This window comes from Rhodopseudomonas sp. AAP120 (assembly GCF_001295845.1).
Taxonomy (GTDB): Bacteria; Pseudomonadota; Alphaproteobacteria; order Rhizobiales; family Xanthobacteraceae; genus Rhodopseudomonas.
Genome location: NZ_LJIC01000087.1, coordinates 1 through 26,270, shown reverse-complemented (window position 1 = coordinate 26,270; position 26,270 = coordinate 1). Strand labels below are relative to the sequence as shown.

The following is a 26,270-nucleotide window of genomic DNA, read 5'->3' as shown; positions in this document are numbered from 1 at the left end:
GGTGCCCGCGTCGCCCCTCACCCCAACCCTCTCCCCGCAAGAGCGGGGCGAGGGAGTACGCAGTGCTCAGTTCACCTTCTCGATCGCCATCGCGACGCCCTGGCCGACGCCGACGCACATGGTGGCGAGTGCGAGCTTGCCGCCGCGGGCTTCCATGCCGTGCACCGCGGTCAGCGCCAGCCGGGCGCCGCTCATGCCGAGCGGGTGGCCGAGCGCGATCGCGCCACCATGCGGATTGACGAAGTCGGCGTCGTCGGCGACGCCGAGCAGGCGCATGCAGGCGATGCCCTGGCTGGCGAAGGCCTCGTTGAGCTCGATCAGGTCGAAATCGCTGATCTTGAGCCCAAGCCGTTCCATCAGCTTGCGGGTCGCCGGCACCGGACCGATGCCCATGATGCGCGGCGGCACCGCCGCCGAGGAGAGCCCGAGAATCTTGGCGCGCGGCGTCAGGCCATACTTCTGCACGGCGGCTGCCGACGCGATCAGCAGCGCCGCCGCGCCGTCATTGACGCCTGAGGCGTTGCCAGCCGTCACGGTGCCGGGATTGCGCACGATCGGCTTCAGCTTGGCGAGGCCTTCCAGCGTGGTTTCCGGGCGCGGGTGCTCGTCCTGGTCGACCACGGTCGGACCAGCCTTGCCCTTGCCGGGGATCGTCACCGGCGCGATTTCCTGCGCGAAGTATCCAGCCGCGATTGCCGCGCCGGCGCGCTGCTGGCTGCGGATCGCGAAGGCGTCCTGGTCGGCGCGCGAGATCTGGAACTCCTCGGCGACGTTCTCGCCGGTCTCCGGCATCGAATCGACGCCGTATTGCTGCTTCATCAGCGGGTTGATGAAGCGCCAGCCGATCGTGGTGTCGAAGATCTCGGCCGAGCGCGAGAACGCTTCGGTGGCCTTGCCCTGCACGAACGGCGCGCGGGTCATCGATTCGACGCCGCCGGCGATCGCCAGATCGATCTCGCCGCCGCGGATGGCGCGGCCCGCCGCGCCGACCGCATCGAGGCCGGAGGCGCACAGGCGATTGAGGGTCTGGCCGGGGACGGAGTCGGGCAGGCCGGCCAGCAGCGCGGCCATGCGGGCGACGTTGCGGTTGTCCTCGCCGGCCTGGTTGGCGCAGCCGAAGAACACCTCGTCGACGGCGCTCCAGTCCATGTCGGGATGTTTGGCCATCAGCGCCTTGATCGGAACCGCCGCGAGGTCGTCGGCGCGGACCTTGGCGAGCGAGCCGCCGAACCGGCCGATCGGGGTGCGCACTGCGTCGCAGATGAAAACGTCGGCCATCGAAACTCTCCCTTGTGGCGATCCGGGCTGGGCCGGATTTGTGCCCGGGTTTTAGGAAGCAAGCCCCGGGCGGTCAATGCACACGCCACGCACAACCACGTGCGGAAACCGTGCATGACGGGCGTGCTGCGGTGGAGCGGGTCAGGGGAAGTTTGCTAGAGATTGGCCATGACCATCCGCCCCGACATCGCCGTGCCGCCCGATCCGTCCCCGCCCAATGAGGCGCCGGCGAAGATGTCGCCGATGATGGAGCAGTACCACGAGATCAAGGCGGCCAATCCGGGGCTCTTGCTGTTCTACCGGATGGGCGATTTCTACGAGCTGTTCTTCGAGGACGCCGAGATCGCCGCGCGGGCGCTCGGCATCACGCTGACCAAGCGCGGCAAGCATCTCGGGCAGGACATTCCGATGTGCGGCGTGCCGGTCGAGCGCTCCGACGACTATCTGCACCGGCTGATCGCGCTCGGCCATCGCGTCGCGGTGTGCGAGCAGACCGAGGACCCGGCGGCGGCGCGCGCCCGCAAGAGCGTGGTGCGGCGCGACGTGGTGCGGCTGATCACGCCGGGCACGCTGACCGAAGACACGCTGCTCGACGCCCGCGCCAACAACTATTTGCTGGCGATCGCCCGTGCGCGCGGCTCGTCCGGCGCCGACCGCATCGGGCTCGCCTGGATCGACATCTCGACGGGCGAGTTCATCGTCACCGAATGTTCGACCGGCGAACTGCCGGCGACGCTGGCGCGGATCAATCCGAACGAGGCGATCGTCGCCGACGCGCTGTACAGCGACGCCGAGATCGGCCCGCTGCTGCGCGAACTCGCCGCGGTGACGCCGCTGACCCGCGACGTGTTCGATTCGGCCACCGCCGAGAAGCGGCTGTGCGATTACTTCGCGGTCGCCACCATGGACGGCCTCGCCGCGCTGTCACGGCTCGAGGCCACCGCGGCCGCCGCCTGCGTCACCTATGTGGACCGCACCCAGCTCGGCAAGCGCCCGCCGCTGTCGCCGCCATCGCGCGAGGCGATCGGCACCACCATGGCGATCGACCCGGCGACCCGCGCCAATCTCGAACTGACTCGCACGCTCGCCGGCGAGCGCCGCGGCTCGCTGCTCGACGCGATCGACTGCACCGTCACCGCTGCCGGCTCCCGGCTGCTGGCGCAGCGTCTCGCCGCGCCGCTGACCGATGCGGCCGCGATCGCGCGGCGGCTCGATGCCGTCGAGGCCTTCGTGGCTGACCCGACGTTGCGCGAAATGATCCGCAGCGCGCTGCGCGCCGCGCCCGATATGGCGCGCGCATTGGCGCGGCTGTCGCTCGGCCGTGGCGGCCCGCGCGATCTTGCGGCGCTGTGCAGCGGCATCCGCGCCGCCGACGAAGTGCTGGCGCAGCTGTCGCGGCTCGCCGAGCCGCCGCAGGACATCGCCGGCGCCATGGCGGCGCTGCAGCGGCCGTCGCGCGATCTCTGCAACGAGCTCAGCCGCGCGCTCGCCGATGAGCTGCCGCTGCTGAAGCGCGACGGCGGCTTCGTGCGGGACGGTTACGAGCCGGCGCTCGACGAGACCCGCAAGCTGCGCGACGCCTCGCGGCTGGTGGTGGCGTCGATGCAGGCGCGCTACGCCGACGACACCGGGGTCAAGGCGCTGAAGATCCGGCACAACAACGTGCTCGGTTACTTTGTGGAAGTCGGCGCCCAGCACGGCGACAAGCTGATGTCGCCGCCGCTGAACGCCACCTTCATCCATCGCCAGACCATGGCCGGCCAGGTCCGCTTCACCACCGCCGAGCTTGGCGAGATCGAGGCCAAGATCGCCAATGCGGGCGATCGCGCGCTCGGGCTCGAGCTGGAGATTTTCGACCGCCTTGCCGCCTCGATCGACGCCGCCGGCGACGATCTGCGCGCCGCCGCGCATGCCTTCGCGGTGCTCGACGTCGCCACTGCGCTGGCCAAGCTCGCGTCCGATAACAACTACGTGCGGCCCGAGGTCGACGAGTCGCTGAGCTTCGCCATCGAAGGCGGCCGGCACCCGGTGGTCGAGCAGGCGCTGAAGCGCGCCGGCGAGCCGTTCATCGCCAACGCCTGCGATCTGTCGCCGGGGCCGGCGCAGAAGAACGGCCAGATCTGGCTGCTCACCGGTCCCAACATGGCCGGTAAGTCGACCTTCCTGCGCCAGAACGCGCTGATCGCACTGTTGGCGCAGGTCGGCAGCTACGTGCCGGCGGCGCGTGCGCGGATCGGCGTGGTCGACCGGCTGTTCTCGCGCGTCGGCGCCGCCGATGATCTGGCGCGCGGCCGCTCGACCTTCATGGTCGAAATGGTCGAGACCGCCGCGATCCTCAATCAGGCGTCGGAGCGGGCGCTGGTGATCCTCGACGAGATCGGTCGCGGCACCGCGACCTTCGACGGGTTGTCGATCGCCTGGGCGGCGATCGAGCATCTGCACGAACAAAATCGCTGCCGGTCGCTGTTCGCGACGCACTATCACGAGCTGACCGCGCTGTCGGCCAAGCTGCCGCGGCTGTTCAACGCCACGGTGCGGGTCAAGGAATGGCGCGGCGAGGTGGTGTTCCTGCACGAGGTGCTGCCGGGCTCGGCCGACCGTTCCTACGGCATCCAGGTCGCCAAGCTGGCTGGCCTTCCCGCCAGCGTGGTGTCGCGCGCAAAATCGGTGCTGGCCAAGCTCGAAGCCAATGACCGCGGCCAGCCCAAGACGCTGATCGACGATCTGCCGCTGTTCGCCATCACGGCCCGCGCGCCGGCCGAAGCCGCACCGCCGAGTGAAGCCGAGCAACTGATCGAGGCGGTGAAGGCATTGCATCCCGACGAGATGAGCCCGCGCGAGGCGCTCGATGCGCTGTACGCGCTGAAGGCGAAGCTGCCGAAGGCCGTGTAATCCCCCGGCGTCATTGCGAGCCAACGGGTCGGCGCGAAGCGCCGCCCGATGACAGGCTCCGCGAAGCAATCCAGTCCCGTGCACGGCGCTGGATTGCTTCGTCGCTTCGCTCCTCGCAATGACGGTGGTCGCTGAAAGACCGCCCACCGCATCACTAAAACGATAACGGCCGGGGCGAGCCCCGGCCGTTCAGCAGATTGAAGTCTTGTGACGCTTACTTCTTGGCGGGCGCCGGAGCCGGAGCCTTGGCGGCCGGGTCGGCGGGCTTCGCCGCATCGGCCGGCTTGGCGGCGTCGGCGGCCGGCTTGTCCATCCGTTCGACCTTGGCGGCCTGGCGGAGCTGCGCGACGTAGTCGGACTGCGCCTTGCGGGTGACGTACTGCTCGATCTGCGGCTTGACCTGATCGAAGCTCGGCGGCTTGCGGTTGCGCTTTTCCTCGACCTTGATGATGTGCCAGCCGAACTGGCTCTTCACCGGGTCCGAAATCTTGCCGGGCTCGAGCGCGAAGGCGACGGCGGAGAATTCCGGCACCATCTGGTCCTTGGTGAAGAAGCCGAGGTCGCCGCCGTCGGACGCGCCCGGGTCCTTGGACTTCTTCTTCGCCAGCTCGGCGAAGTCGGCGCCCTTCTTCAGCTCTTCGGCGATCGCCTTGGCCTCGTCCTCGGTCTCCACCAGGATGTGACGGGCGCGGACTTCCTGCTCGCCGGAGATCTGCTTGGCGGCGTCGTCGTACACCTTCTTCATCGCCGCGTCGGTGGTGGCGGCCTTGCCCTCGACCGAGAGCAGATCGTCCATCAGCAGGCGATTGCGGGCGAAATCGAGCCGCTTCTTGAATTCGGCGGTGTCCTGGATCTTCTTGTCCTCCGCCGCCTTGGCGACGATCTTCATGTCGATCAGGAAGGACAGCACGTTCTCCTGCTTGGAGGCGGGGTCCATCTGGGCCAGGCTCGGCCCGAGCTCTTCCTCGGCGCGGGTGACGTCGCTCTGGCGGATCTCAGCGCCGTTCACCTTGGCCAGCACCGGGTCCGCGTCCTGGGCGCGCGCCATCGGGCTCGCGAGCAGCGCGAAAGCGAGACAACCGGTCGCGGCCGCGGCAACGAAGCCGGTTCGCAGGGCCGATAAGGCTGCGGATGACGCAGGGGTCATGGAAAATCCTTGTTCTGAAAGCCGGGGTGCCGGAAGCGGCGGGACAGTCACCCAATCACGGCGACTTGGCAACGTGAAAACTCTGTCAAAATGATGAAATCACGCGGTCGGCGGCGCGTTGACAACCCCCCACCCCAGCCATATCTCTGCCGCCACTGGCACGGGTATCAAGGTCGCGGACGGCCCCGGCCGCGCCGCCGGCCCTCGGATTGCTGGATGCCAATCATTTCGCGCCGCACCTGTATCCCGATAGGTCGCCGGCGTCACGATGAGTTGATAGTGGCTCGAGCGAACGGCACATCGGCTTCGACGGCATCACGGCCGTGAAGTCACACTGCAAGGACAGGAAGCTGGCATGATCGGCGCGTTAGCCCGCAAACTTTTCGGCTCGTCGAACGATCGCAGGATCAAGGCCTATCAGGCCCGGGTCGCCGCGATCAACGCACTGGAGCCGGAAGTGGCGGCCCTGTCGGACGAGGCGCTGCGCGCCCGGACCGACGAATTCCGGGCGCAACTCGCCGCCGGCAAGACGCTGGACGACCTTCTGGTCCCCGCCTTCGCGACGGTCCGCGAGGCCGCCAAGCGCACGCTCGGCCAACGCCATTTCGACGTGCAGCTGATCGGCGGCATGGTGCTGCACGAGGGCGACATCGCCGAGATGAAGACCGGCGAAGGCAAGACGCTGGTCGCGACGCTGGCGGTCTATCTCAACGCGCTGCCCGGCAAGGGCGTCCACGTCGTCACCGTCAACGACTACCTCGCCACCCGCGACTCCGGCTGGATGGGGCAGATCTACGGCTTCCTCGGCATGACCACCGGCGTGATCGTGCACGGCCTCGACGACAGCCAGCGTCAGGCCGCCTATGCCTGCGACATCACCTACGGCACCAACAACGAATACGGCTTCGACTATCTGCGCGACAACATGAAGTACCGGCTGGAGGACATGGTCCAGCGTGGGCATCATTTCGCCATCGTCGACGAAGTCGACTCGATCCTGATCGACGAAGCCCGTACCCCGCTGATCATCTCCGGTCCGCTCGACGACCGTTCCGACTTCTACAACACCATCGACACCTTCATCCCGCGGCTCGACAAGTCGGACTACGACATCGACGAGAAGCAGCGCACCGTGACGCTGACCGAAGGCGGCATGGAGAAGATCGAGACGTTGCTGCGCGACGCCGGCCAGCTCCGCGGCGAGTCGCTGTACGACGTCGAGAACGTCTCGGTGGTGCACCACGTCAACCAGGCGCTGCGCGCCCACACGCTGTTCCAGCGCGACAAGGACTACATCGTCCGCAACGACGAGGTGGTGATCATCGACGAGTTCACCGGCCGCATGATGCAGGGCCGGCGCTATTCGGAAGGCCTGCACCAGGCGCTGGAAGCCAAGGAACACGTCACCGTCCAGCCGGAAAACCAGACGCTGGCGTCGATCACGTTCCAGAACTACTTCCGGATGTACGACAAGCTCGCCGGCATGACCGGCACCGCGGCCACCGAGGCCGACGAGTTCTACGACATCTACAAGCTCGAAGTGGTCGAGATCCCGACCAACCTGCCGATCTCGCGTCTCGACGAAGACGACGAGGTCTATCGCACCCAGCAGGAAAAGTACGCGGCGATCCTGGCCGAGGTCGAGCGCGCCAACGCCCGGATGCAGCCGGTGCTGGTCGGCACCGCGTCGATCGAGAAGTCCGAGGTGCTGGCCGATCTGCTCTTGAAGAACGGCTACAAGCAGATCGACTTCGGCGACCCCAAGGGCCTCGACAAGCTCTACGCCGCTGCCCGCGCCGGCAAGCCCGCCAAGCTGTTCGCGGTGCTGAACGCGCGCTTCCACGAGCAGGAAGCCTATATCGTCGCCGAAGCCGGCGTCCCCGGCGCGATCACCATCGCCACCAACATGGCCGGCCGCGGCACCGACATCAAACTCGGCGGCTCGCTGGAAATGCGCATCCCGCAGGAGACCGCGGGGATCACCGACGAGGCCGAGAAGGCGGCGAAGATCGAGCAGATCAAGGCCGATATCGAGCGCTTCCGCGACATCGTTCTGAACGCCGAGGACGAGATCGAGATCGAGCCCGCCAAGGGCAATAAGCCGGCCAAGACCGCCAAACGCCCCGGCGGCCTGTACATCGTCGGCTCCGAGCGCCACGAAAGCCGCCGCATCGACAACCAGCTGCGCGGCCGCTCCGGCCGTCAGGGCGATCCCGGCCGCTCCAAGTTCTTCCTGTCGCTCGAAGACGATCTGATGCGGATCTTCGGCTCGGGCAAGCTCGACACCATGCTGACTCGCCTCGGCCTCAAGGAAGGCGAGGCGATCATCCATCCGTGGATCAACAAGGCGCTGGAAAAGGCGCAGCAGAAGGTCGAGGCGCGCAACTTCGACATCCGCAAGAACCTCTTGAAGTTCGACGACGTCCAGAACGACCAGCGCAAGGTGATCTTCGATCAGCGCATCGAGCTGATGAAGGAAGACAGCGTCGTCGAGACCGTCACCGACATGCGCCACACCTTCATTGAGGATCTGGTCGCCAAACATGTGCCCGAGCACGCCTATGCGGAGCAGTGGGACGTTGCCGGTCTCAAGGAAGAGCTGCAGCGCATCGTCGGGCTCGACATTCCGGTCGACGAATGGGCCAAGGAAGAAGGCATCGCCGACGAGGAGCTGATCTCGCGGTTGGAGAAGGTGTTCGACGAGCACATGGCGGCGAAGGTGGCGCAGTGGGGCCCCGACGTCATGCGCTACGCCGAGAAGAGCATCCTGCTGCAGACGCTGGATCATCTGTGGCGTGAGCATCTGGTGATGCTGGACCATCTGCGCCAGGTGATCGGCCTGCGCGGCTACGGCCAGCGCGATCCGCTGCAGGAATACAAGTCGGAGGCGTTCAACCTCTTCCAGGAGATGAGCTCGCATCTGCGCGAGGCCGTCACCGCTCAGCTGATGCGGGTCGAGATCATCCCGCCGGAGCAGCCGCGCGAGCTGCCGCCGATGGAGGTGCACAAGGCCAATCCGGACACCGGCGAGGACGAGATGGCGATGGCCAACGTGTCGCTCGCCCCCGCTCCGGTGGTCGACAAGGCTGCCCGCGATCCGAACAAGCCCGACACCTGGGGCAAGGTCGGCCGCAACGAAGACTGCCCCTGCGGCTCCGGCAAGAAGTACAAGCACTGCCACGGCCGTTACGCGTAACCGCCGCCAGGCGGCGTTCAGCGGTCGGACCGTGATGAGTTGATATGGCAATGCCCGGTTTCGCGCCGGGCATTGTCGTTCTCGGGGGTCGCAGAATGACGGACGGTTAGTTCGTCAGCCTGAACTCGACCCCTGCGATGGTGAAGCCGCTGTTCGTTGCGGCAAGACCCTTTGCTTGCGCCGCCTGGCGGACCTTGGCGGGGTCCGCGACCTTGAAGGTGATGGCGGTCATGGCTTCGCTGGTACCTTGCATAAACCGGAATGTCGCGTTGGGGAGCTGAAGCTCGGCAGCGCCGTCGGCGCCTTTGCCGACCGGCAACTCGAGGATGCGGCCCCAATGCGCCGCGAGATCGGCCGGGTCGGGGCTTTGCATCTCGACGGCGGTCAACGCCTGCGTCGTGTCGGTGCGGATCTCCTTGTCCCAGTCTGGCCCGGCCGGCGGATAGGGGCCGCGAATGTTGTCGCTGCCTGCGGTGTGGTTCAGTTCGATGAAAGCGGCGCGGCAGTCGCGCGGGTGCAGTTGGACACCGTGATACGGCGCGTGGTCGATCACGTTGGCGGTGCGGACGCCGAGGCTGGCGGCATGGCGGCCGCGCGCATCGGGATCGTCGCAGCAGAAGATCGCCATGTAGCCGCCGCGGCCGCCCGTCTTCTCCAGGAAGCGGCCGGCCGCCGTGCCGGGTTGCGTCGGCGCCACGATCTCAAGGAGCGTAGTGTCGACCGGCAGCAGCACGTTCTCCAGACCGTATTTGCCGACATGCGGATCGCGGTAGCAGATGTTGAGCCCCATGATGGCGGCGAGCTGCGACGCGGCGGGCTCGATCGGCTCGGTGACGAGGCAGATCTGGCGCAGGCGAAGGAACGGCGCCATCGTCAGCGGCCCTGGAACGACGGCGCGCGCTTCTCGACGAAGGCGGCGGCGGCTTCCTTGTGATCGATAGTCTCGGCGCAGCGCGAGTGATGCAGCGCTTCGGCGTCGAAACAGGTCTCGAGCGACAGGCTCTCGGCGTTGTTGATGTTGGTCTTGATGTAGCCGAGCGTCACGGTCGGGCCCTGCGCCAGCGACAGCGCCAGATCGCGCGTCGCCTGCTCGACCTCGGCGTCCGGCACCACCTTGGTGACGATGCCGAGCGCTTGCGCCTCCTGCGCCGTCAGCACCGGCGAGGTCAGATACAATTCGCGCGCCTTGGCGGCGCCGATCAGTTGCGTCAGGAAGTAGGTGCCGCCGAAATCGCCGGACAGCCCGACCTTGGCAAACGCCGTGGTGATCTTGGCCGAGCTACCCGCAACGCGCAGGTCGCAGGACAGCGCCATCGACAGACCCGCGCCGGCCGCGGCGCCGTCGACCTGCGCCACCACGGGCTTCGGCATCTGATGCAGGATGCGCGACACTTCCATGCCGCGGCGCAGATTGGCGACCTTCTGCTCGAGCGGCGGCGGCGCACCCGCGGCCGCCATCGACTTGACGTCGCCGCCGACGCAGAACGTGCCGCCGGCGCCTTTCAGCAGCACCGCGCGCACCTCCGGATCATCCTTGGCGCGATGCGCCGCCTCGACCAGGCCGCGGATCATGTCCTGATTGAGCGCATTGCGCCGCTCGGGACGGTTCATCGTGATGGTGAGCAGGCCGCGGTCGAGATGCTGCAGGACGATGTCGGTCATGGCGGGTCCTTGTTGTTGATCGCCGGCGGGTGGCGACGTTTGAGGGCGTTCCCCGGATGCTGCGCAGCGCGCCGCGTTTGCGGCGTGGTGCGCTGCTGATTCGGGGCCCCGGTGACGGCTTCAGATGCAAACCGGGGTCCCGGTTCTGCGGAGCGGCACCTCGTGCCGCACCGCGCCCGGGACAAGGCGTTTCGTTACTTCTTCACCAGCGGGCAGCGCGATTGTTCGAGCGGCTGGAACGCCTGATCGCCCGGGACGGTGGCGAGCAGTTTGTAGTCGTCCCAGCGGCCCTTCGATTCCGACGGCTTCTTGACTTCGAACAGATACATGTCGTGCACCATGCGGCCGTCTTCGCGGATGCGGCCGTTCTTGGCGAAGAAGTCGTTGATCGGCGTTTCCTTCATCTTCTTCATCACCGCGGCAGCGTCGGTGGTGCCGGCGGCCTTCACGGCCTGCAGATAGTGCATCGTCTCGGAATACAGGCCAGCCTGCGCCGAGGTCGGCACCCGCTTGGTGCGCTCCATGAAGCGCTTGGTGAAGGCCCGCGTCTCGTCGTTGAGATCCCAATAGAACGCCTCGGTCAGGATCAGGCCCTGCGCGGTCTCGAGCCCGACGCTGTCGATATCGGAGATGAAGGCGAGCAGCGGCGACACCTTCTGGCCGCCCTTGGTGATGCCGAATTCGGCCGCCTGCTTGATGGCGTTGATGGTGTCGCCGCCCGCATTGGCGAGGCCGATCACCTTGGCGTTGGAGCTCTGCGCCTGCAGCAGAAAGGACGAGAAGTCCGAGGTGTTGAGCGGATGCTTCACGCTGCCCAGCACCTTGCCGCCGGACGCCTTGATGACGTTGGTGGTGTCGCGTTCGAGATCCTGGCCGAACGCGTAGTCGGCCGTCAGGAAGAACCAGCTGTCGAGCCCCTGCTTCACGGCCGCCAGGCCGGTGGTGTTGGCTTGCGCGTAAGTGTCGAACACGTAGTGCACGGTGTAGGGGCCGCAGGCCTCGTTGCTGAGGCGGATCGAGCCCGGGCCCGAGAACATGATGATCTTGCCCCGCGCCTTGGCGATCTCGGCGGCGGCGAGCGCGGTCGCCGATGCGGCGACGTCGATGATCGCCTCGACGCCCTGATTGTCGAGCATGTCGCGTGCGATGTTGGCGGAGAGATCGGCCTTGTTGAGATGATCGGCCGCGATGATCTCGATCTTGCGGCCGAGCACGCTGCCGCCGAAATCCTCCACCGCCATCTTGGCGGCGGTCTCGCTGCCGGAGCCGGTGATATCGGCATACAGACCGGACATGTCGAGAATAGCGCCGAGCTTCAGCGGCGGCTGGGACTGCGCCTGCGCGGCCGTCATCACGGCGAGCGACAGACATGCGACAACAGTTGTCCGGATCGTTCTCAAAGCGTCCTCCCCTGACCGGCGCCGGCTTCATCCGCAGCGCTTCTGGTCGTGGTGCGATCATGCCGTATCGGTCGCAACGCGGCAAGCAATCAGGTTTTCCGGCAGGTGGAATGCGCTTGCCCGAAGTCATGACGCTTAGTAAGCGAGCGGATGTGCGGACGATCCATCGGAGTCGATGCGGCGGCGAATGGGCGTGATGATCGCGACCAACTCACAGAGAGGTGTCGGCCTCTGCGCGACGATCGCCGCATTGCTGCTGATCACCAGTGGCGCTGCACGCGCAGCCTGTATCGATCTGCCGTCGCAAGGCGAGGGCGTCGTCGCCGCGATCCAGGATGCCCGCACTGTTCGCCTCGACGATGGCCGCGAGATCCGGCTCGCCGCGGTCGAAGCCGAAGCGGCGCATCGCGGCGAAGCGATCGCCGCGCTGTCGCTGCGGGCGCTCGGGCGGCGCATCATGCTGCACGGCGCTGACGACGCGCCCGATCGTTACGGCCGGCAGCCGGCGTTCGTGTTCGTTGAAGGCGAGGCGAGATCGCTGCAGGACGAGCTGCTCGAAGCAGGGCAGTTGCTGGTCGGGGTCGGGATCGCGGCCACGGACTGCCGCGCCGAGCTGCTCGCTGCCGAAACGACGGCCCGCGATTCCCGGCGTGGTCTCTGGGCCGTGGGCGCGGCCCTCAAAAACGCCGAAAATGTGGACGATGTTCTGTCGCGGGTGGGGCGCTTCAGCGTCATCGAAGGCAGGATATTGTCGGTTCGCGAGGCCGGCGGGACGATCTTTCTGAACTTCGGCCGGCGCTGGACTCGGGACTTTGCGGTGACTATTTCAAGGCGCATATTGGGATCGTTCGAGGCTGCGGGCATCTCGCCCAAGTCCTTGGAGAACAAGCGAATCCGTGTTCGAGGCTGGGTCGAGCGGCGTTCCGGCCCGCAGATCGCGGTTCGCGACGTGGGACAGATCGAAGGGCCGGGCGCGCATTGGCGTCCGTAGAGAGCCATCACGTGGTCGCATCCGAGGGACGGCGCAGCATCTGGAGGAGCCGCCGCTGGCTGGTATTGCCGCTGCTCGGCGCGCTGACGCTGGCGGGCTGCGGCGATTTTCGGCGTTTCGAGACCGCGTCGATCCCGTCCAGCACGCCGGCCGCCAAACCGGTCCGGCCCGCCGTGCAATCGCCGGCCGCCGAACGCGAGCACGAGCGCATCCTCGCCACCTATGGGGGCGCCTATGACGATCCCAAGCTCGAAGCGCTGATCACCAGCACGGTGGACCGTCTGGTTGCGGCCTCGGACCGGCCCGATCTCACCTACAAGGTGACGATCCTGAACTCGGGCGCAGTCAACGCCTTCGCGCTTCCGACCGGGCAGCTCTACGTCACCCGCGGACTGGTCGCGCTGGCGAGCGATACGTCGGAACTTTCGTCGGTGCTGTCGCACGAAATGGCGCATGTGCTCGCCAAGCACGCCGCGATCCGCGAGGACCAGGCGCGCCAGGCGGCGCTGGTCACGCGCGTCGTCACCGACATGGGCACCGATCCGGAGATGACGGCGCTGGCGCTCGCCAAGACCAAGCTGTCGATGGCGAGCTTCTCGCGTCAGCAGGAGCTGGAGGCGGACGGCATCGGCGTCGGCATCTCGGCCCGTGCGCAATTCGATCCCTACGGTGCCTCGCGCTTCCTCACCGCGATGGAGCGCAACGCCGCGCTGAAAGCCGGCCGCGGCGGCGACGGCCGGTCGCAGGACTTCCTGGCGTCGCATCCGGCGACTCCGGAGCGGGTACGCAATGCGCAGAACAATGCGCGGCAATACGCCTCGGCGGAACAGACCGCCAAAGGCGAGCGCGACCGCGAGACCTATCTCAACGCCATCGACAACATCGTCTATGGCGAGGACCCGAGCGAAGGCTTCGTCCGCGGCCGCCGCTTCCTGCATCCCAAGCTCGGCTTCACCTTCCAGGTGCCGGAGAGCTTCACGCTCGACAACACCGCGCAGGCGGTGATCGGCGTGCGTGAGGGCGGCAACCAGGCGATGCGGTTCGATGTCGTGCGCGTGCCCGCCGAGCAGTCGCTCGGCGACTACCTGAATTCGGGCTGGATGGAGAATGTCGACCGCAGTTCGACCGAGGAGCTGAGCATCAACGGCTTTCCGGCGGCGTCGGTCTCGGCGCGCGGCGACCAGTGGCAGTTCAAGGTCTATGCGCTGCGGTTCGGCAGCGACGTCTATCGCTTCATCTTCGCGACCCGGCAGAAATCGGCTGAGAGCGATCGCAACTCGCGCGACACCGTGAATTCGTTTCGCCGGCTGACGCTCGACGAAATCCAGGCGGCCCGGCCGCTGCGCATCAAGGTGATCACCGTGCAGCCGGGCGACACCGTCGAATCGCTGTCGCACCGCATGGCCGGCGTCGACCGCCCGCTGGAGCGCTTCCGGGTTCTCAACGGCCTCGAAGCGAACGCCACCGTGAAGCCACGCGATCTAGTGAAGATCGTGGTGGATTGAGACGCGGCCCGCTTTTGCTTTCGTAGCTTCAGCCGCGGGCGCAACCTGCCCCTTCTCCCCGCCTGCGGGGAGAAGGCCGGGATGAGGGGGCGTCCCCGCAAGGCCGAGTGCCGGCGATCTACGTCGATGACTTCGCGGACAGCTCAGACTCGCGGAGACGCCCCTCACCCGATCCGGCATCGCTTCGCTCTGCCGGATCGACCTCTCCCCGCGCGCGGGGAGAGGTTGCGCTGTGCTCGGCGCGGTGCCGTCGCGAATGTCCAAGCTGTTCTCTTGATCGGGACCCGACATACAAAAAAGGCCCGGCTTGCGCCGGGCCTGATCTGATCGACAGATGCGACGCGGCTTACGCCGCTTCGTCGGTCACGGTGTCGTCGCTGTCGCCGTCGGCGTCGAGATCGCCGTCCGCTTCGGCTTCACCCTCGGCGTCCGCCTTGGCGCCGCGGCGCGGGCTCTTGGCGAGTTGGCCTTCGACTTCCTTGACGGCCTCGGTCTCGGTGACCTGCTGGACCACCGCGATCTCGCGCGACAGCCGGTCGAGCGCCGCTTCGTAGAGCTGGCGTTCGCTGTAGGACTGCTCGGGCTGCGACTCCGAGCGATACAGGTCGCGCACCACTTCGGCGATCGCAACGATGTCGCCGGAGTTGATCTTCGCTTCGTACTCCTGGGCGCGGCGCGACCACATCGTCCGCTTGACGCGGGCACGGCCCTTCAGCGTCTCCAGCGCCTTCTTGACCAGGGCCGGGTCGGACAGCTTGCGCATCCCGACATTGGCGACCTTGGCGGTCGGCACCCGCAACGTCATCTTGTCCTTGATGAAGTTGATGACGAACAGTTCGAGCTTGGCGCCCGCGATCTCCTGCTCCTCAATCGCCAGGATCTGGCCGACGCCGTGCGCCGGATAGACCACGAACTCGTTGGCCTTGAAGCCCTGGCGCTGAGTCACCGCCTTCTTCGGCTCCTCGGCCTTGGCGGGCGCCGGCTTCGCAGCCACCGGCTTCACCTCCGGCTTAGCGGCAGCCTTCGGCGCCGCGGCGGCAGGCGCGACCGGGGCCGCGGCCGGAGCCGAGACGGGCGCCGAGACAGGCGCCTTGGCGGCGGGCTTGACGGCTGGTTTCGCGGAAGCGGCCTTGGAGACGGTTGCCGCAGCGGCGGGTTTCGCAGTCTTGGATGGCATTTCACTTCTTTTGGTTTTCGAGGACTTGAGGGCCGTCGCCTTGGAGGCCGAAGCCTTCGCGGCGGAACCCTTAGCGAGTGTCGGCTTGGCGGTATTCGCCTTGGTGGCGGTCGCCTTCGCACGGGGCGCCTTGGATGCAGAGGACCGCGGCGGAGTCGATTTCGCGGGCCGGGTGTCCTTGGCTGAAGTCCGGGATCGGTTGTTGGTTGCGCTGCGGCTGCCAGCGTGCTTGGCACCCTTCGAGGAAGCACTCATTTTACGCGTTTTCTGTGACACAGCCTGCGCGTGGAACCGCCACGCCCCTGTTCGTTGTTTTTGACGGGATCCCTTCCCGGCCGCAAAAACGGCATGCCGAGTTTCTAGAATGTGCCAAATATAGCACATTTCCCGCAAAAATCAATGATTTATGACGAATCGCCCCGGTTCCTTGCGCGGACCAGGTCGACTCATCATCAACAGGGTTAAGCCGGGTCTGAGAAATCACGCCCCGGCGGGCGTGCCGGTCGCGTGCGCCGGCTTAGTCGCCGGTGCCCGGCTCCTTCGAGAAGAACTTGTCGAACTTGCCATCCATGCCGTCGAACTGCTTGGCCTCGTCCGGCGCGTCCTTCTTCTGGGTCAGGTTCGGCCAGGTCTTGGCATATTCCGAATTCAGCTCGAGCCACTTCTCGAGCCCCGGTTCGGTGTCGGGCTTGATCGCGTCAGCGGGGCACTCGGGTTCGCACACGCCGCAGTCGATGCATTCGTCCGGATGGATGACCAGCATGTTCTCGCCCTCGTAGAAGCAATCGACGGGGCAGACTTCAACGCAATCGGTGTATTTGCACTTGATGCAGTTTTCAGTGACGACGTAAGTCATCCGAAGCTCCGGAACGGTTCTAATTTTGAGTGTTTGCGTACCGCAGGTGTCCCACAGCCGCAAGATGAAGATGCCTATTCCCGTGGCACTTCGAGATCGGCATAAAGTCCAGTAACCGAGGCCGCATCGCCGCGGCGCTCCGCAAATCCAATCACTTTCAGCACGCGCACGCTACGATCCAGCGCAATCGTCAGCACGTCCCCGACCTTGACGCCGTGCCCCGGCGACGTCTCACGGGCGCCGTTGATCCGGACATGGCCGCTTTCCACCAGTGCGGCGGCGGTGCTGCGGGCCCGCACGACCCGCGCATGCCACAGCCATTTGTCGAGACGCTGCCGCTCCACGCACCACCCTGGATCAGCCGCGCGATCGCGCGGCGAAACTCACTCCTTGCGGCCGGCGGCGAGCTGCTCCTTGAGGGCCGCGAGCTTGGCGAACGGCGAGTTCGGATCGATCGGCCGATCGCGTTCGCGCGGCGGTGCACTGGAATGCACTTGCCGGTGCGACCCACCGCCCTGATTGTCGCGGCCGCCTTTGCCGCTCTTGTCCGAAAACTTGTCGCGGCCCTTGAAGCGCTCGCGCGGCGGACGGCCTTCACCCTGCGCCTCGCGGCGTGGCGCGCCGCCGTCGCCTTCACGCCGATCGCGGCGGAAGTCGCCCTTGCCGCGCCGACCGCCCTGATCCGGCCGGTCCTGACGCGCACCGGCTTCGCCCTCGGCGGCCTGGCCGCCCTGGCCATGCTGCGGGCGATTGTGCGGACGCTTGTTGCGGTCGTGGCGCGGACGATGTTCGTCGGAGCGGCCACCCGGGCGCCAGACTTCGACCAGTTCGGGCTGTGGCTTGGCGTCGAACGCAGGGGCTGCTTCGGCCGTGGAAGCTTCACCCGTCGTTGCTTCAGCAGCGGGCGCCTCGGTTGCGGCGGCTTCGGGAGCCGCGACGTCGCCCGCGGGGGCTTCGCCAGCCGCCGTATCCGCTTCGGTCAGCGCGACGATTTCCGACGAACTCGCCTCGGCCGGCACGGCGTCGAGCGGCTCACCGGCCGGAGCCTCTTGCGCTGCAGCCTCTTGCGCGACCGGTTCGGCTGCCGTCTCGGCGGGAGCAGAGTCGGCTTCCGGCGTTTCGGGTGACGCAATAGCTTCGAACGCGATCGCGCCGGCCAGGATGGCGTGATCCTCGGCCGACAGGGCCGTCTCGGCACTGGCGGGCGCTGTGGTCTCGGTCGCGGCCGGCTGCGGCGCCGGGGCCTGCGGCAGCGGCGGCCGCTTTTCCATGCGGTAGCCGAGCGCCTTCAGGATCGAGGCGAAGTCTTCGCCGGCCGATCCGGTCAGCGAGGTCATCGCCTGGGTCACCACGAAGCTGCGGCCGTCGAAGGCGCCCGCCGGCTTCTCGCCGGGCATGCCTTCACGCCAGGCCAGCGCCGGACGGATCAGGTCGGCGAGACGTTCGAGAATATCGACGCGCACCGCGCGTTCGCCGCACATCCGGTAGCCGAGCGTGCGGTACGCATCGCGGTCGAGCGCCTTGTCGACCGGAAACGAGGTGCGGCCGCTGCTGGCGAGGTGCTGCGCGCCGGACAGCGCCGACATGTCGACATTGTCGAGCTTCTGCGCCCACAGCAGCGAGGCCAGCGCCCGTGCCGCCGGCTTCAGCAGCGACGGAATGTAGATGTGATAGGCGCCGAACCGCACACCGTATTTGCGCAGCGTCGCGCGCGACGGCTGGTCGAGATCCTTCATCTCGCTGGCGATCTTGCTGCGCTCGATTACGCCCAGCGACTCGATCAGCTGGAACGCGATGCCACGGCCGATGCCGGTGATGTCCTCGGCCTTGCCGAGCTCGAACAGCAGCCCGAGAATCTTTTCGATGTGAGTCTTGAGCCAGAGATCGAGCCGCGTCTGCACGGCTTCGCGCGGCGCGCCGGCCAAACGATCGTCGGCGATAATCCGCAGCCGCGGCCGCAGCACGTCGTCGGAGCCGACCAGCCGCGCCACCGCGTCGCCGGTCCAGCGCACGATGCCTTCCGAGGTCAGCACGAACTGCTCGTCGGGGGCCGCCGCGAGCTTCTCGGCGCGGGCGTCGATTTCGCCGGCGAGAGCCTTCTGCGCGGTCGCCTGCAAGGCCTTCGCATCCGACCCGGCCTCGGCCGCGTCCGGCGCGAAAGTGAAGCCGTCGAGACGACCAATCACATGTCCCTCGACGATGACCTCGCCGGTCTTACCAATTTCCGTATTCAACATCGTGTTTTCCCGCAGGCGGCGCATCAATACACTGGTCCGACGATCTACGAAACGTTCCGTGAGGCGTTCGTGCAGCGCATCTGACAATTTATTTTCAATGTCGCGCGAAATGCCTTGCCAGTGGTCAGGATCAGCCAGCCAGTCCGCCCGGTTGGCGACGAAAGTCCATGTCCGGATCTGAGCGATCCGTGCCGAAAGCGTGTCGATGCCGCCATCGGTCCGATCGGCCTGTTCGACCTGAGCGGCGAACCAGCTGTCCGGAATCCGGCCTTTCTGCATCAGAAATCGATACAGCGTCGTCACCAGTTCGGCGTGGGCCGCCGGCGCGATCTTGCGATAGTCCGGGACCTGACAAACGTCCCATAGCCGCTCGACGGCTGCGGCGCCATGCGCCATCTCGCGCACCTCGGCGTCCCGGGCGGCGTGATCGAGCACCCGCAGATCCTCGGCGACTGGCGCGCGGGTCAGCGCCTCATGGCGCGGCGTTTCCGCCAGCGATACCTGCAGGGCGCCGACCGAGCTGAAATCGAGCGCCGAATTGCGCCATTGCAGCATCTTCACCGGTTCAAACGTGTGATTCTGCAACGCGTTGACCAGTTCGGGCTCGAACGGCGCGCAGCGCCCGGTGGTGCCGAAGGTGCCGTCGCGGGTGGCGCGTCCGGCGCGTCCGGCGATCTGCGAGAACTCCGCCGGCGTCAGTCGCCTGAACTGGTAGCCGTCGAATTTGCGGTCGGAGGCGAAGGCGACGTGATCGACATCGAGATTGAGCCCCATCCCGATCGCGTCGGTGGCGACCAGGTAATCGACGTCGCCGGACTGAAACATCGCCACCTGCGCGTTGCGGGTGCGTGGCGACAGCGAGCCGAGCACCACGGCAGCGCCGCCATGCTGGCGCTTGATCAGCTCGGCGATGGCGTAAACTTCGTCGGCCGAGAACGCCACGATGGCGGTGCGGCGCGGCTGCCTCGTCAGCTTGCGGTCGCCGGCGAATTCGAGCTGCGACAGCCGCGGCCGGGTGACGATGCTGACGCCGGGCAGCAGCCGCTCGATGATCGGCCGCATCGTCGCGGCGCCGAGCAGCAGCGTTTCGTCGCGGCCGCGCCGGCGCAGGATGCGGTCGGTGAAGACATGGCCGCGCTCGAGATCGGCGGCGATCTGGATTTCGTCGACCGCCAGAAACGACACGTCGAGATCGCGCGGCATCGCCTCGACGGTCGAGACCCAGAACCGCGCCTTGGACGGCTTGATCTTCTCCTCGCCGGTGACCAGCGCGACGGCGTCGGGGCCGACCCGCTCGACGATCTTGTTGTAGACCTCGCGCGCCAGCAGCCGCAGCGGCAGGCCGATCAGGCCGGACGGGTGCGCCACCATCCGCTCGATCGCCAGATGGGTCTTGCCGGTGTTGGTCGGGCCGAGCACCGCGGTGACGCCGGCACCCGGCGCCCGGTCATTGGTAAACGGCGCGGAAAACGAAACAGGCATTTTGGCTGTATTTCTGCGTGGCTGCGGTCAAGGATGTGTCACATTGCGACGCCGCAGCGCGCGTGGGTTAAGCTGTGGAACGAGTCCCGAACGAAACGCGGCCGAATCGCTGACTCGCTGGATCTGCGGGCGTTTCATCGCAACATCTTGCGTCGCCTGACATCTTTCTCACCAGATCAGGGACGGCTCGGAAGATCAACGCTCGAAAAAGCGCCGCTTGTCGGTTGGCCATGCGTTCGACGATTCCCCGGCGAGTCAACTGGATTCGACTCTGCTGTCGGGAGGAATTCGGGCAGCCGCCGCAGGGGCGCTATTGAGCCCGCGAGGCCGATTTCGGCGGCGTGGCGGTGGTGACGAACTGCGTTGCCTGCAGCACGGCATTGCCTAGCGGCGTCGGGATCTTGAGCCGGAACGGCGCGAGCACGCGTGTGCCGGCGATCGGCGCCAGCCACACTTCCATGGTGCGCAGGCCGGTCAGATATTTGATGGCCGCACGGTCCGGAATATAGCCGGAGACCGGCGTGAAATAGATGCCGCAGACCAGCGCCGGTCCCTGATAGCCCTTCTCGGCCTTCACCATTTCGGTGCGCTTGTAGTCCAAGCGCAGATCGTAGCGCATCCGGCCGTCGAAGATCGGCGTCGAGATCCGGCACGAGTCGGGAGCCATCGGATCGCCGGTGCCCGAGACCCGCAGGAACGAGGCCGTCATCGGGTCGAGCACGCCGCGACGATGCGCATCGGTCACCGGGATGCGGTCGGGATCGGAGGGCGGCTCCGGCTCGATCGAGGAATCCTTGACGTTGCCGTTGCCGAGCGTGATCCGGATCGTCTCGGTCTTCTTGGAACTGGTGGTGGACGCCATGTAGTTCATCGGCACGAACTGGCCGGCAACGATCCGTCCCTGCGCTTCGCCGCTGCCATGGCCGCTGGAGAACGCTTGCATCACGCCCGACGTCGCGCCGCTGGCGGCGGCCGCATATTGGTCGTCGGTGATTTCGATCACCCAGGCGCCTTTGCCGACTTCGATCCCGGCCAGCGAGGCTTCATAGCGGGCGTCGAGCTTGCCCTGAGCCGCCGCAGGGCCGGGCAGCGCAACCGAAGCCGAAGCGAGCGAGACCAGTCCGGCGAACAGAGCCGGGAGCCGCGGCGCAGCGTCGGTCTGTCGGCGGAAGCAATTGCTGACGGAAATGTTCACTCAGGTCGTCCTGCCTGGCGGCCGAGGCACGCCGTTCGACCGGTCGCAAAAGCCATGATCGGTCCAATCCATCGTTTCGGAATCGAATGCGTCGTTTATATGATGGTAGATCGTTGATCCGGCGCGGCAAATCAATGCATGACGAGGGCCGCAGGGTCCTGCCGCGGGTCAAAATACCGCGTTCGCGGCGGCTTCAGCTTGACGCTGGACGCGAGCCCGCTTATAGGTCGCCGGCTCCTGAAATGGACGTCGATAGAACCCCCGCGCCTGCGCGTGCGCCGGCGGGGATGACAAAGGATTTTCGCCATGTCCCGGCGCTGCGAACTGACCGCCAAGGGTGCCCAGACCGGCCACAAGGTCAGCCACTCGAACATCAAGACCAAGCGGCGCTTTCTGCCCAATCTGGTCAACGTCACCTTCCTGTCCGACGCGCTCGGCCGCCCGGTGCGGCTGCGGGTGTCGACCAATGCGCTGAAGAGCGTCGACCACCGCGGTGGCCTGGACGCCTTCCTGCTCAAGGCGACCGACGCCGAGCTGTCGCCGAAGGCTGCCGAGCTGAAGCGCGCGATCGTCAAGAAGAAGGCCGCCGAGCCGGTCGCCGCCGCGACCTGAGCCGCCTTTTACCGGCGCTCGCCTGTCGGCATTCATGATTTTGGACGGCCGGGTTGAAAGACCCGGCCTTTTCGTTTGCGCGCCTGATACATCGCCCCGCGGTCCGTCGGATGCGGGTGTGACCACAGCAGGTGCCGGGCACCGTCCATTAATGACATCCACCCGTCATTGGTCGAATCTCGTAGTTTACCGAGGTGACGGGTTCGGGAGACACACGCACAAGCTGTCATAATCGACCGACGTTTCGGATTCGAACACGATGCCCCAGGAGCCTCGCCAGTTCTGGCCATGGGGTGATGGCGGTGCAGCCGCGTCGCAGAGGCCGCGATGAAGCTTTCGACACGCCTGATGCTGGCGATGGTGGCTCTGGTCCTGGTGACCACGGCGGTTCTCGGCTTTCTCAATTATCGCAGCATCGTCCAACTGCTGATTCCACGCACGGTGGCGCGGCTGCAGACCCATGCTCAGCTCAACGCGCTGCTGCTGGATGCGCAGCTGCGCAGCACGCTGGCCGACGCCAAGAGCGCCCAGGCCTCGCCCGCGCTGCAGGATCTGCTGATCAGGCGTCCCGAGGTGACCGGTCCGAACGGCCCGAACTGGCGTCAGCGGATCGAGGACCGCTTCGCTTCGGAGCTTGCCGCCAAGCCGAATTGCGCCATCCTGCGGATCATCGGCGCGCAGGATGACGGGCTTGAACTGGTTCGTGTGGATCGGCTGGGTCCGGACGGCGCAATTCGGGTGGTGCCGCCCGCCGCACTGACCCGGCGCGGCGACCGCGCTTACTTCAAAGAAGGAATGGCGCTGCCGCGCGGAGAGGTCGCGATCTCCCGGGTCGAACTGAACCGGACAGCCACGGGACTCGAAACTCCCTACACGCCGACGGTGCGGACGATGGCGCCGATCGACGCCGCAGACGGCACACGCCTCGGTCTGTTGGTGATCAACACCAACCTCAACGCGCTGTTCGACCGGGTGAGAAACAGCACCGATTCCGGCGACACCATCTATGTGATCAACGACGCCGGCGACTATCTGGTGCATCCGGATCGGTCGCAGGAATTCGGCTTCGATCTCGGCAAGCCGCGCCGCATCCAGGATGACTTCCCGGCGTTTGCCGAGTTGCTGGGCGACAAGGACGCGGCTCCGCCGGTGATCGAGAACGGCGAAGGCCGGCCGTTCGGCCTCGGCATCGGGTGGGTGCGGCTGGCCGACGGACCGCTGATCGGCGTCGTGGAGATGCGCGACTACGCGTCGCTGGGGTCGGTGCAGGCCGCGGTCCGCAATTCCACGCTGGCGGGCGGCGCCGTTGCGATCCTGGTGGCGATGCTGATCGCGGTGCCGCTGGCGCGATCGCTGACACGGCCTCTCGTCCGTATCACCCGATCGGTGCAGGCCTTCGCGCGCGGCGAGAAGTTCGAGCTCGCACCGGGCGGCGGCCACGAGATCAAGCTGCTGGCCGATGCGTTCGAGCAGATGACGGGCGAGTCGAAGCGGCGCGCCATCGCCTTCGCCGAGGAGGCGGAAGAACGCAGCCGCCTCGCCGGCGTGTTGCAGAACACCATCGACAACATGGTGGACCCGGTGCTGGTCGCCGACGCGCGAGGCATGGTGATCCTCACCAATCCGGCGTCGCGCGAGATGTTCGGAGCGCTGGTCGGCAGCAGCGTGCTCAACACCACGCGCGCGTTCGACCGTTTTACGCCGGAAGGCAAGCCGCTCGCGCCCGACAAGGCGCCGCTGCTGCGCGCGTCGCTCGGCGAAACGATCGAGAATTTCGAATTCATCGTGCAGCCGATCGGCAGCGGGCGGCGCTCCTATTTGATCGCGAACGGCCGGCCCTTGCTGAGCGACAATGGCGACATCCAGGGCGCCGTGATGGTGTATCACGACATCACCCAGAAGAAGAAAGCCGAGGAGGCGCTGCGCCGCAGCGAACAGATGGCGCGCGCGATCGTCGACACCGCGCTCGACGCCTTCGTTCAGGTCGACGCGCTGGCGACCATCACCGAATGGAGCCCTCACGCCGAGATGATGTTCGGCTGGAAGCGCACCGAGGCGATCGGCCGCAACGTCTTCCAGCTGATCATTCCGCCCGATCAGCTCGAGCAGAGGACCGAAGAGTTCACGCAGTTCGCCACCACGCTCGGCCGCGAGAACACCGGCTTCCGCGTCGAGATCGAAGCGATCCGCCACGATGGCACGCCGATGCCGATCGAGGTGGCGATGACGGCGCTGTATCGCGACGGCAGCTTCGTCATCAACGCGTTCCTGCGCGATCTGACCGAGAAGATCGCGTTCGAGGAGCAGCTGCGGCAGTCGCAGAAGATGGAATCGATCGGCCAGCTCACCGGCGGCATCGCCCACGACTTCAACAACATGCTGACGGTGATCACCGGCACGATCGACATCATCAGCGACGGCGTCGCCGACCAGCCGCATCTCGCCGCGATCGCCCGGCTGATCAGCGAGGCGGCGGACCGCGGCGCCGAACTGACGCGGCTGCTCCTCGCCTTCGCCCGCAAGCAGCCGTTGCGCCCGGACGAGACCGACGTCAACGGGCTGGTGGCCGGCCTGCAGAGCCTGCTGCGGCCGACGCTCGGCGAACAGATCGAGGTCGAGACCGTGCTGGCGAGCGACGTCTGGCCGATCTATGTGGACCGCGGCCAGCTCGAATCCGCGCTGGTCAATCTCGCCGTCAATGCCCGCGACGCGATGCCGAGCGGCGGAAAGCTGACGCTTGAAACCTGCAACATCATCGTCGATCAGGAATTCGCCAAGCGGCTCGGCAATGTCGATGTCGGCGCCTATGTGATGATCGCCATCACCGATTCCGGCTGCGGCATTCCCGAGGCGATCCGCGGCAAGGTGTTCGATCCGTTCTTCACCACCAAGGAAGTCGGCAAGGGCACCGGGCTCGGGCTCAGCATGGTGTACGGCTTCATCAAGCAGTCCGGCGGACACATCACGCTGTACAGCGAGGAAGGCCTGGGCACGACCTTCCGGCTGTATCTGCCGCGCGCCACCGCCGAGGCCGAACGCGAGACGCCGGCGGCATCCGAAGGCGGCGCGATCGGCGGCACCGAGACCATCCTGGTGGTCGAGGACGACGCCATGGTGCGCAGCTACGTCAACGCCCAGCTCAAGAGCCTCGGCTATACGGCGCTTTCGGTCGGCAACGCCACCGCCGCGCTGTCGATCTGTGACAGCGACGCCAAGTTCGACCTGTTGTTCACCGACGTGGTGATGCCGGGCCCGTATAACGGCGTGCAACTCGCCGCCGAGATGACCAAGCGACGGCCGGGTCTCAAGGTGCTGTTCACCTCGGGCTATTCGGAGAACGCGCTGATCCACAATGACCGGATCGATTCCGGCATCCTGCTGCTGTCGAAGCCGTATCGGCGGATCGATCTCGCCCGCATGATCCGCCTCGCGCTGAGCTCGACGCCGGATACCGAAGCCGGCCAGAAGCCGGCGGCGACGGAGGAGATCGATGCCGGGCGTGGCAGCCCGGCACGCGCGATGGTCTGACCGCGCGAAGCCGCAGGCTCAATCCTCGGTCAGCGTGAACTGCAGCAGCAGCGTTCGCTGCAGCATGGAAAAATTGTCGTCCGACACCAGCGTCAGCACCGTCTCGCCGGACGCATCACGATGCACGTCGATGCCTTCCATGTTGTCGATCTCCTGGCCGAGATCGGCATTGAACAGGGCAGGGCCGTCGACGACGGCGCCCGGGGCCAGCGAGGCGAGCGGAATCCGCCGGATGCGGATATGCACGCCCGCCAGCCATGAGAATTTGCGCTCGAGAATCAGCAAGTCGCCGGGCGGCAGCAGCACGGCGTCGCTGACGTCGAAATCCTCGGTGCGGCGGATCGCGAACGTCCCGGGTGTCTTGCCGCCGATCAGGAAGCCGATGATGTTGCGGTCGGCATCGAGGCCGCGCTCGGAGATCGCGACCAGCGTGCCGGCGAGCGGCAGGCCCTTCGGTACCGCGACGAGCGCCTCGATGCCCTTGTTGTTGGGCAGCTTGCGCAGTCCCGGCGGCACCGCGATCGGCTGGCCCCGCGCGCGCACGCCGTCGCGGCCGAAATCGAACTTCACGATCTGGTTGATGCGCTCATAGCCCACATAGGCGATGCCGCCATCGAAGGCGAGGGATTCGCTGTCGTACCATTTGCGTTTCGTCAGCGGCTGGCCATCGGCGCCAAGGATCGGAGCGGCTTCGACGTCGGTAAGCCCGGTCATTTCGGCGCCGCTATAGGCGATCCGGCCGGTGAACCAGGTGCCGCGATCGCTGATCGCGGTGAAGCGCTCGCCCTTCGGATCGAGCCGCAGCGCCGACAGCCCGCCGAAGCCGCGAAACGACGAGGTCAGCACCAGGCCGCTACGAAACTGCAGCGCACCGAACCGCCGCGCGGCCCGGTCGCGCAGATCGAAAGACTCGATCGGCCGCGCCCGCACCTGGATGCGTTCGGGCGCAGGGACCGCATGGGCGTCGAGTTCATCCTTGATGGACTGCGCCAGCGCGGGCGGTGGCGCAAGAAGCTGCACTGACGCCAGACCGGCGGCGGCGATGCCCTTAGCGATAAAAGCTCGGCGTGTTGGCTCCCCTCCCCCTTGCGGGGAGGGGGCGGGGGGGGGGG

Annotated in this window: 17 protein-coding genes; 6 read left to right on the top strand and 11 right to left on the bottom strand. The window is 66.8% G+C overall.

What is annotated here, in order from left to right:
* Nucleotides 1–66: 66 nt before the first annotated feature.
* A complete protein-coding gene (gene pcaF / locus IP86_RS14555) occupies nucleotides 67–1,278 on the bottom strand; it encodes a 3-oxoadipyl-CoA thiolase (RefSeq protein WP_054163251.1) in 1,212 nt (403 codons plus the stop codon).
* Between the two features lie 168 nt (nucleotides 1,279–1,446).
* Here pcaF and mutS point away from each other — a divergent pair, with 168 nt between their 5' ends.
* Nucleotides 1,447–4,170: a DNA mismatch repair protein MutS gene (mutS, locus tag IP86_RS14550; protein WP_054163250.1), complete on the top strand. Its 2,724-nt coding sequence runs from the start codon at nucleotides 1,447–1,449 to the stop codon at nucleotides 4,168–4,170.
* 214 nt (nucleotides 4,171–4,384) lie between these two features.
* On the opposite strand, the gene IP86_RS14545 is transcribed toward mutS, so the two are convergent.
* Complete coding sequence (locus tag IP86_RS14545; RefSeq protein WP_082364009.1) at nucleotides 4,385–5,317, bottom strand: peptidylprolyl isomerase; 933 nt, start codon at nucleotides 5,315–5,317, stop codon at nucleotides 4,385–4,387.
* Nucleotides 5,318–5,672: 355 nt separating this feature from the next.
* Between IP86_RS14545 and secA the strand changes: the two genes are divergently transcribed.
* Nucleotides 5,673–8,513, top strand: a complete 2,841-nt coding sequence (secA, locus tag IP86_RS14540) for a preprotein translocase subunit SecA (protein ID WP_054163248.1) — start codon at nucleotides 5,673–5,675, stop codon at nucleotides 8,511–8,513.
* A gap of 106 nt (nucleotides 8,514–8,619) precedes the next feature.
* On the opposite strand, the gene IP86_RS14535 is transcribed toward secA, so the two are convergent.
* The 3 genes from IP86_RS14535 to IP86_RS14525 form a co-directional block, all read right to left on the bottom strand.
* The gene (locus IP86_RS14535; RefSeq protein ID WP_054163247.1) at nucleotides 8,620–9,384 is read right to left on the bottom strand and encodes a VOC family protein; all 765 of its coding nucleotides are present in this window, start codon (nucleotides 9,382–9,384) and stop codon (nucleotides 8,620–8,622) included.
* A gap of 2 nt (nucleotides 9,385–9,386) precedes the next feature.
* Nucleotides 9,387–10,175, bottom strand: a complete 789-nt coding sequence (locus tag IP86_RS14530) for an enoyl-CoA hydratase (RefSeq protein ID WP_054163246.1) — start codon at nucleotides 10,173–10,175, stop codon at nucleotides 9,387–9,389.
* Nucleotides 10,176–10,369: 194 nt separating this feature from the next.
* Complete coding sequence (locus tag IP86_RS14525; RefSeq protein ID WP_502694002.1) at nucleotides 10,370–11,527, bottom strand: ABC transporter substrate-binding protein; 1,158 nt, start codon at nucleotides 11,525–11,527, stop codon at nucleotides 10,370–10,372.
* Between the two features lie 235 nt (nucleotides 11,528–11,762).
* On the opposite strand from IP86_RS14525, the gene IP86_RS14520 reads away from it, so the two are divergent.
* Together IP86_RS14520 and IP86_RS14515 are read left to right on the top strand one after the other, a co-directional pair.
* On the top strand, nucleotides 11,763–12,566 hold the full coding sequence (locus IP86_RS14520) for a thermonuclease family protein (protein ID WP_156332512.1): 804 nt from the start codon (nucleotides 11,763–11,765) through the stop codon (nucleotides 12,564–12,566).
* Between the two features lie 11 nt (nucleotides 12,567–12,577).
* A complete protein-coding gene (locus IP86_RS14515) occupies nucleotides 12,578–14,071 on the top strand; it encodes a M48 family metalloprotease (protein WP_082364011.1) in 1,494 nt (497 codons plus the stop codon).
* Between the two features lie 346 nt (nucleotides 14,072–14,417).
* On the opposite strand, the gene IP86_RS14510 is transcribed toward IP86_RS14515, so the two are convergent.
* From IP86_RS14510 to IP86_RS14485, 5 genes are all read right to left on the bottom strand, one after another.
* Entirely contained in the window at nucleotides 14,418–15,632 is a 1,215-nt protein-coding gene (locus IP86_RS14510) for a CarD family transcriptional regulator (RefSeq protein WP_245290627.1), read from the bottom strand.
* A gap of 133 nt (nucleotides 15,633–15,765) precedes the next feature.
* Nucleotides 15,766–16,104 (bottom strand): ferredoxin FdxA, encoded by a 339-nt coding sequence (fdxA, locus tag IP86_RS14500; protein WP_054163243.1) that lies wholly within the window; start codon nucleotides 16,102–16,104, stop codon nucleotides 15,766–15,768.
* Nucleotides 16,105–16,178: 74 nt separating this feature from the next.
* Entirely contained in the window at nucleotides 16,179–16,448 is a 270-nt protein-coding gene (locus tag IP86_RS14495) for an RNA-binding S4 domain-containing protein (RefSeq protein WP_054163242.1), read from the bottom strand.
* 39 nt (nucleotides 16,449–16,487) lie between these two features.
* Entirely contained in the window at nucleotides 16,488–19,823 is a 3,336-nt protein-coding gene (locus IP86_RS14490; protein ID WP_054163241.1) for a helicase-related protein, read from the bottom strand.
* Nucleotides 19,824–20,133: 310 nt separating this feature from the next.
* Complete coding sequence (locus tag IP86_RS14485) at nucleotides 20,134–21,018, bottom strand: DUF3108 domain-containing protein (RefSeq protein ID WP_054163240.1); 885 nt, start codon at nucleotides 21,016–21,018, stop codon at nucleotides 20,134–20,136.
* A 306-nt stretch (nucleotides 21,019–21,324) separates the two neighbouring features.
* On the opposite strand from IP86_RS14485, the gene rpmB reads away from it, so the two are divergent.
* Nucleotides 21,325–21,630, top strand: coding sequence for a 50S ribosomal protein L28 (rpmB, locus tag IP86_RS14480; protein ID WP_054163239.1), 306 nt, complete (start codon nucleotides 21,325–21,327; stop codon nucleotides 21,628–21,630).
* A 327-nt stretch (nucleotides 21,631–21,957) separates the two neighbouring features.
* Complete coding sequence (locus tag IP86_RS14475) at nucleotides 21,958–25,158, top strand: PAS domain S-box protein (protein ID WP_054163238.1); 3,201 nt, start codon at nucleotides 21,958–21,960, stop codon at nucleotides 25,156–25,158.
* An 18-nt stretch (nucleotides 25,159–25,176) separates the two neighbouring features.
* Here the strand turns inward: IP86_RS14475 and IP86_RS14470 are convergent, their stop codons facing one another.
* The gene (locus IP86_RS14470) at nucleotides 25,177–26,214 is read right to left on the bottom strand and encodes an esterase-like activity of phytase family protein (RefSeq protein ID WP_082364003.1); all 1,038 of its coding nucleotides are present in this window, start codon (nucleotides 26,212–26,214) and stop codon (nucleotides 25,177–25,179) included.
* Nucleotides 26,215–26,270: the final 56 nt, after the last annotated feature.

What these genes read in the sequence shown, in the direction of transcription:
- IP86_RS14530 (WP_054163246.1), bottom strand. Translation starts at nt 10,175, where the DNA reads ATGACCGACATCGTCCTGCAGCATCTCGACCGCGGCCTGCTCACCATC.
- IP86_RS14520 (WP_156332512.1), top strand. Translation starts at nt 11,763, where the DNA reads ATGGGCGTGATGATCGCGACCAACTCACAGAGAGGTGTCGGCCTCTGC.
- mutS (WP_054163250.1), top strand. Translation starts at nt 1,447, where the DNA reads ATGACCATCCGCCCCGACATCGCCGTGCCGCCCGATCCGTCCCCGCCC.
- IP86_RS14510 (WP_245290627.1), bottom strand. Translation starts at nt 15,632, where the DNA reads ATGTGCTATATTTGGCACATTCTAGAAACTCGGCATGCCGTTTTTGCG.
- IP86_RS14535 (WP_054163247.1), bottom strand. Translation starts at nt 9,384, where the DNA reads ATGGCGCCGTTCCTTCGCCTGCGCCAGATCTGCCTCGTCACCGAGCCG.
- IP86_RS14545 (WP_082364009.1), bottom strand. Translation starts at nt 5,317, where the DNA reads ATGACCCCTGCGTCATCCGCAGCCTTATCGGCCCTGCGAACCGGCTTC.
- IP86_RS14475 (WP_054163238.1), top strand. Translation starts at nt 21,958, where the DNA reads ATGAAGCTTTCGACACGCCTGATGCTGGCGATGGTGGCTCTGGTCCTG.
- IP86_RS14525 (WP_502694002.1), bottom strand. Translation starts at nt 11,527, where the DNA reads ATGACGGCCGCGCAGGCGCAGTCCCAGCCGCCGCTGAAGCTCGGCGCT.
- pcaF (WP_054163251.1), bottom strand. Translation starts at nt 1,278, where the DNA reads ATGGCCGACGTTTTCATCTGCGACGCAGTGCGCACCCCGATCGGCCGG.
- fdxA (WP_054163243.1), bottom strand. Translation starts at nt 16,104, where the DNA reads ATGACTTACGTCGTCACTGAAAACTGCATCAAGTGCAAATACACCGAT.
- secA (WP_054163248.1), top strand. Translation starts at nt 5,673, where the DNA reads ATGATCGGCGCGTTAGCCCGCAAACTTTTCGGCTCGTCGAACGATCGC.
- rpmB (WP_054163239.1), top strand. Translation starts at nt 21,325, where the DNA reads ATGTCCCGGCGCTGCGAACTGACCGCCAAGGGTGCCCAGACCGGCCAC.
- IP86_RS14490 (WP_054163241.1), bottom strand. Translation starts at nt 19,823, where the DNA reads ATGCCTGTTTCGTTTTCCGCGCCGTTTACCAATGACCGGGCGCCGGGT.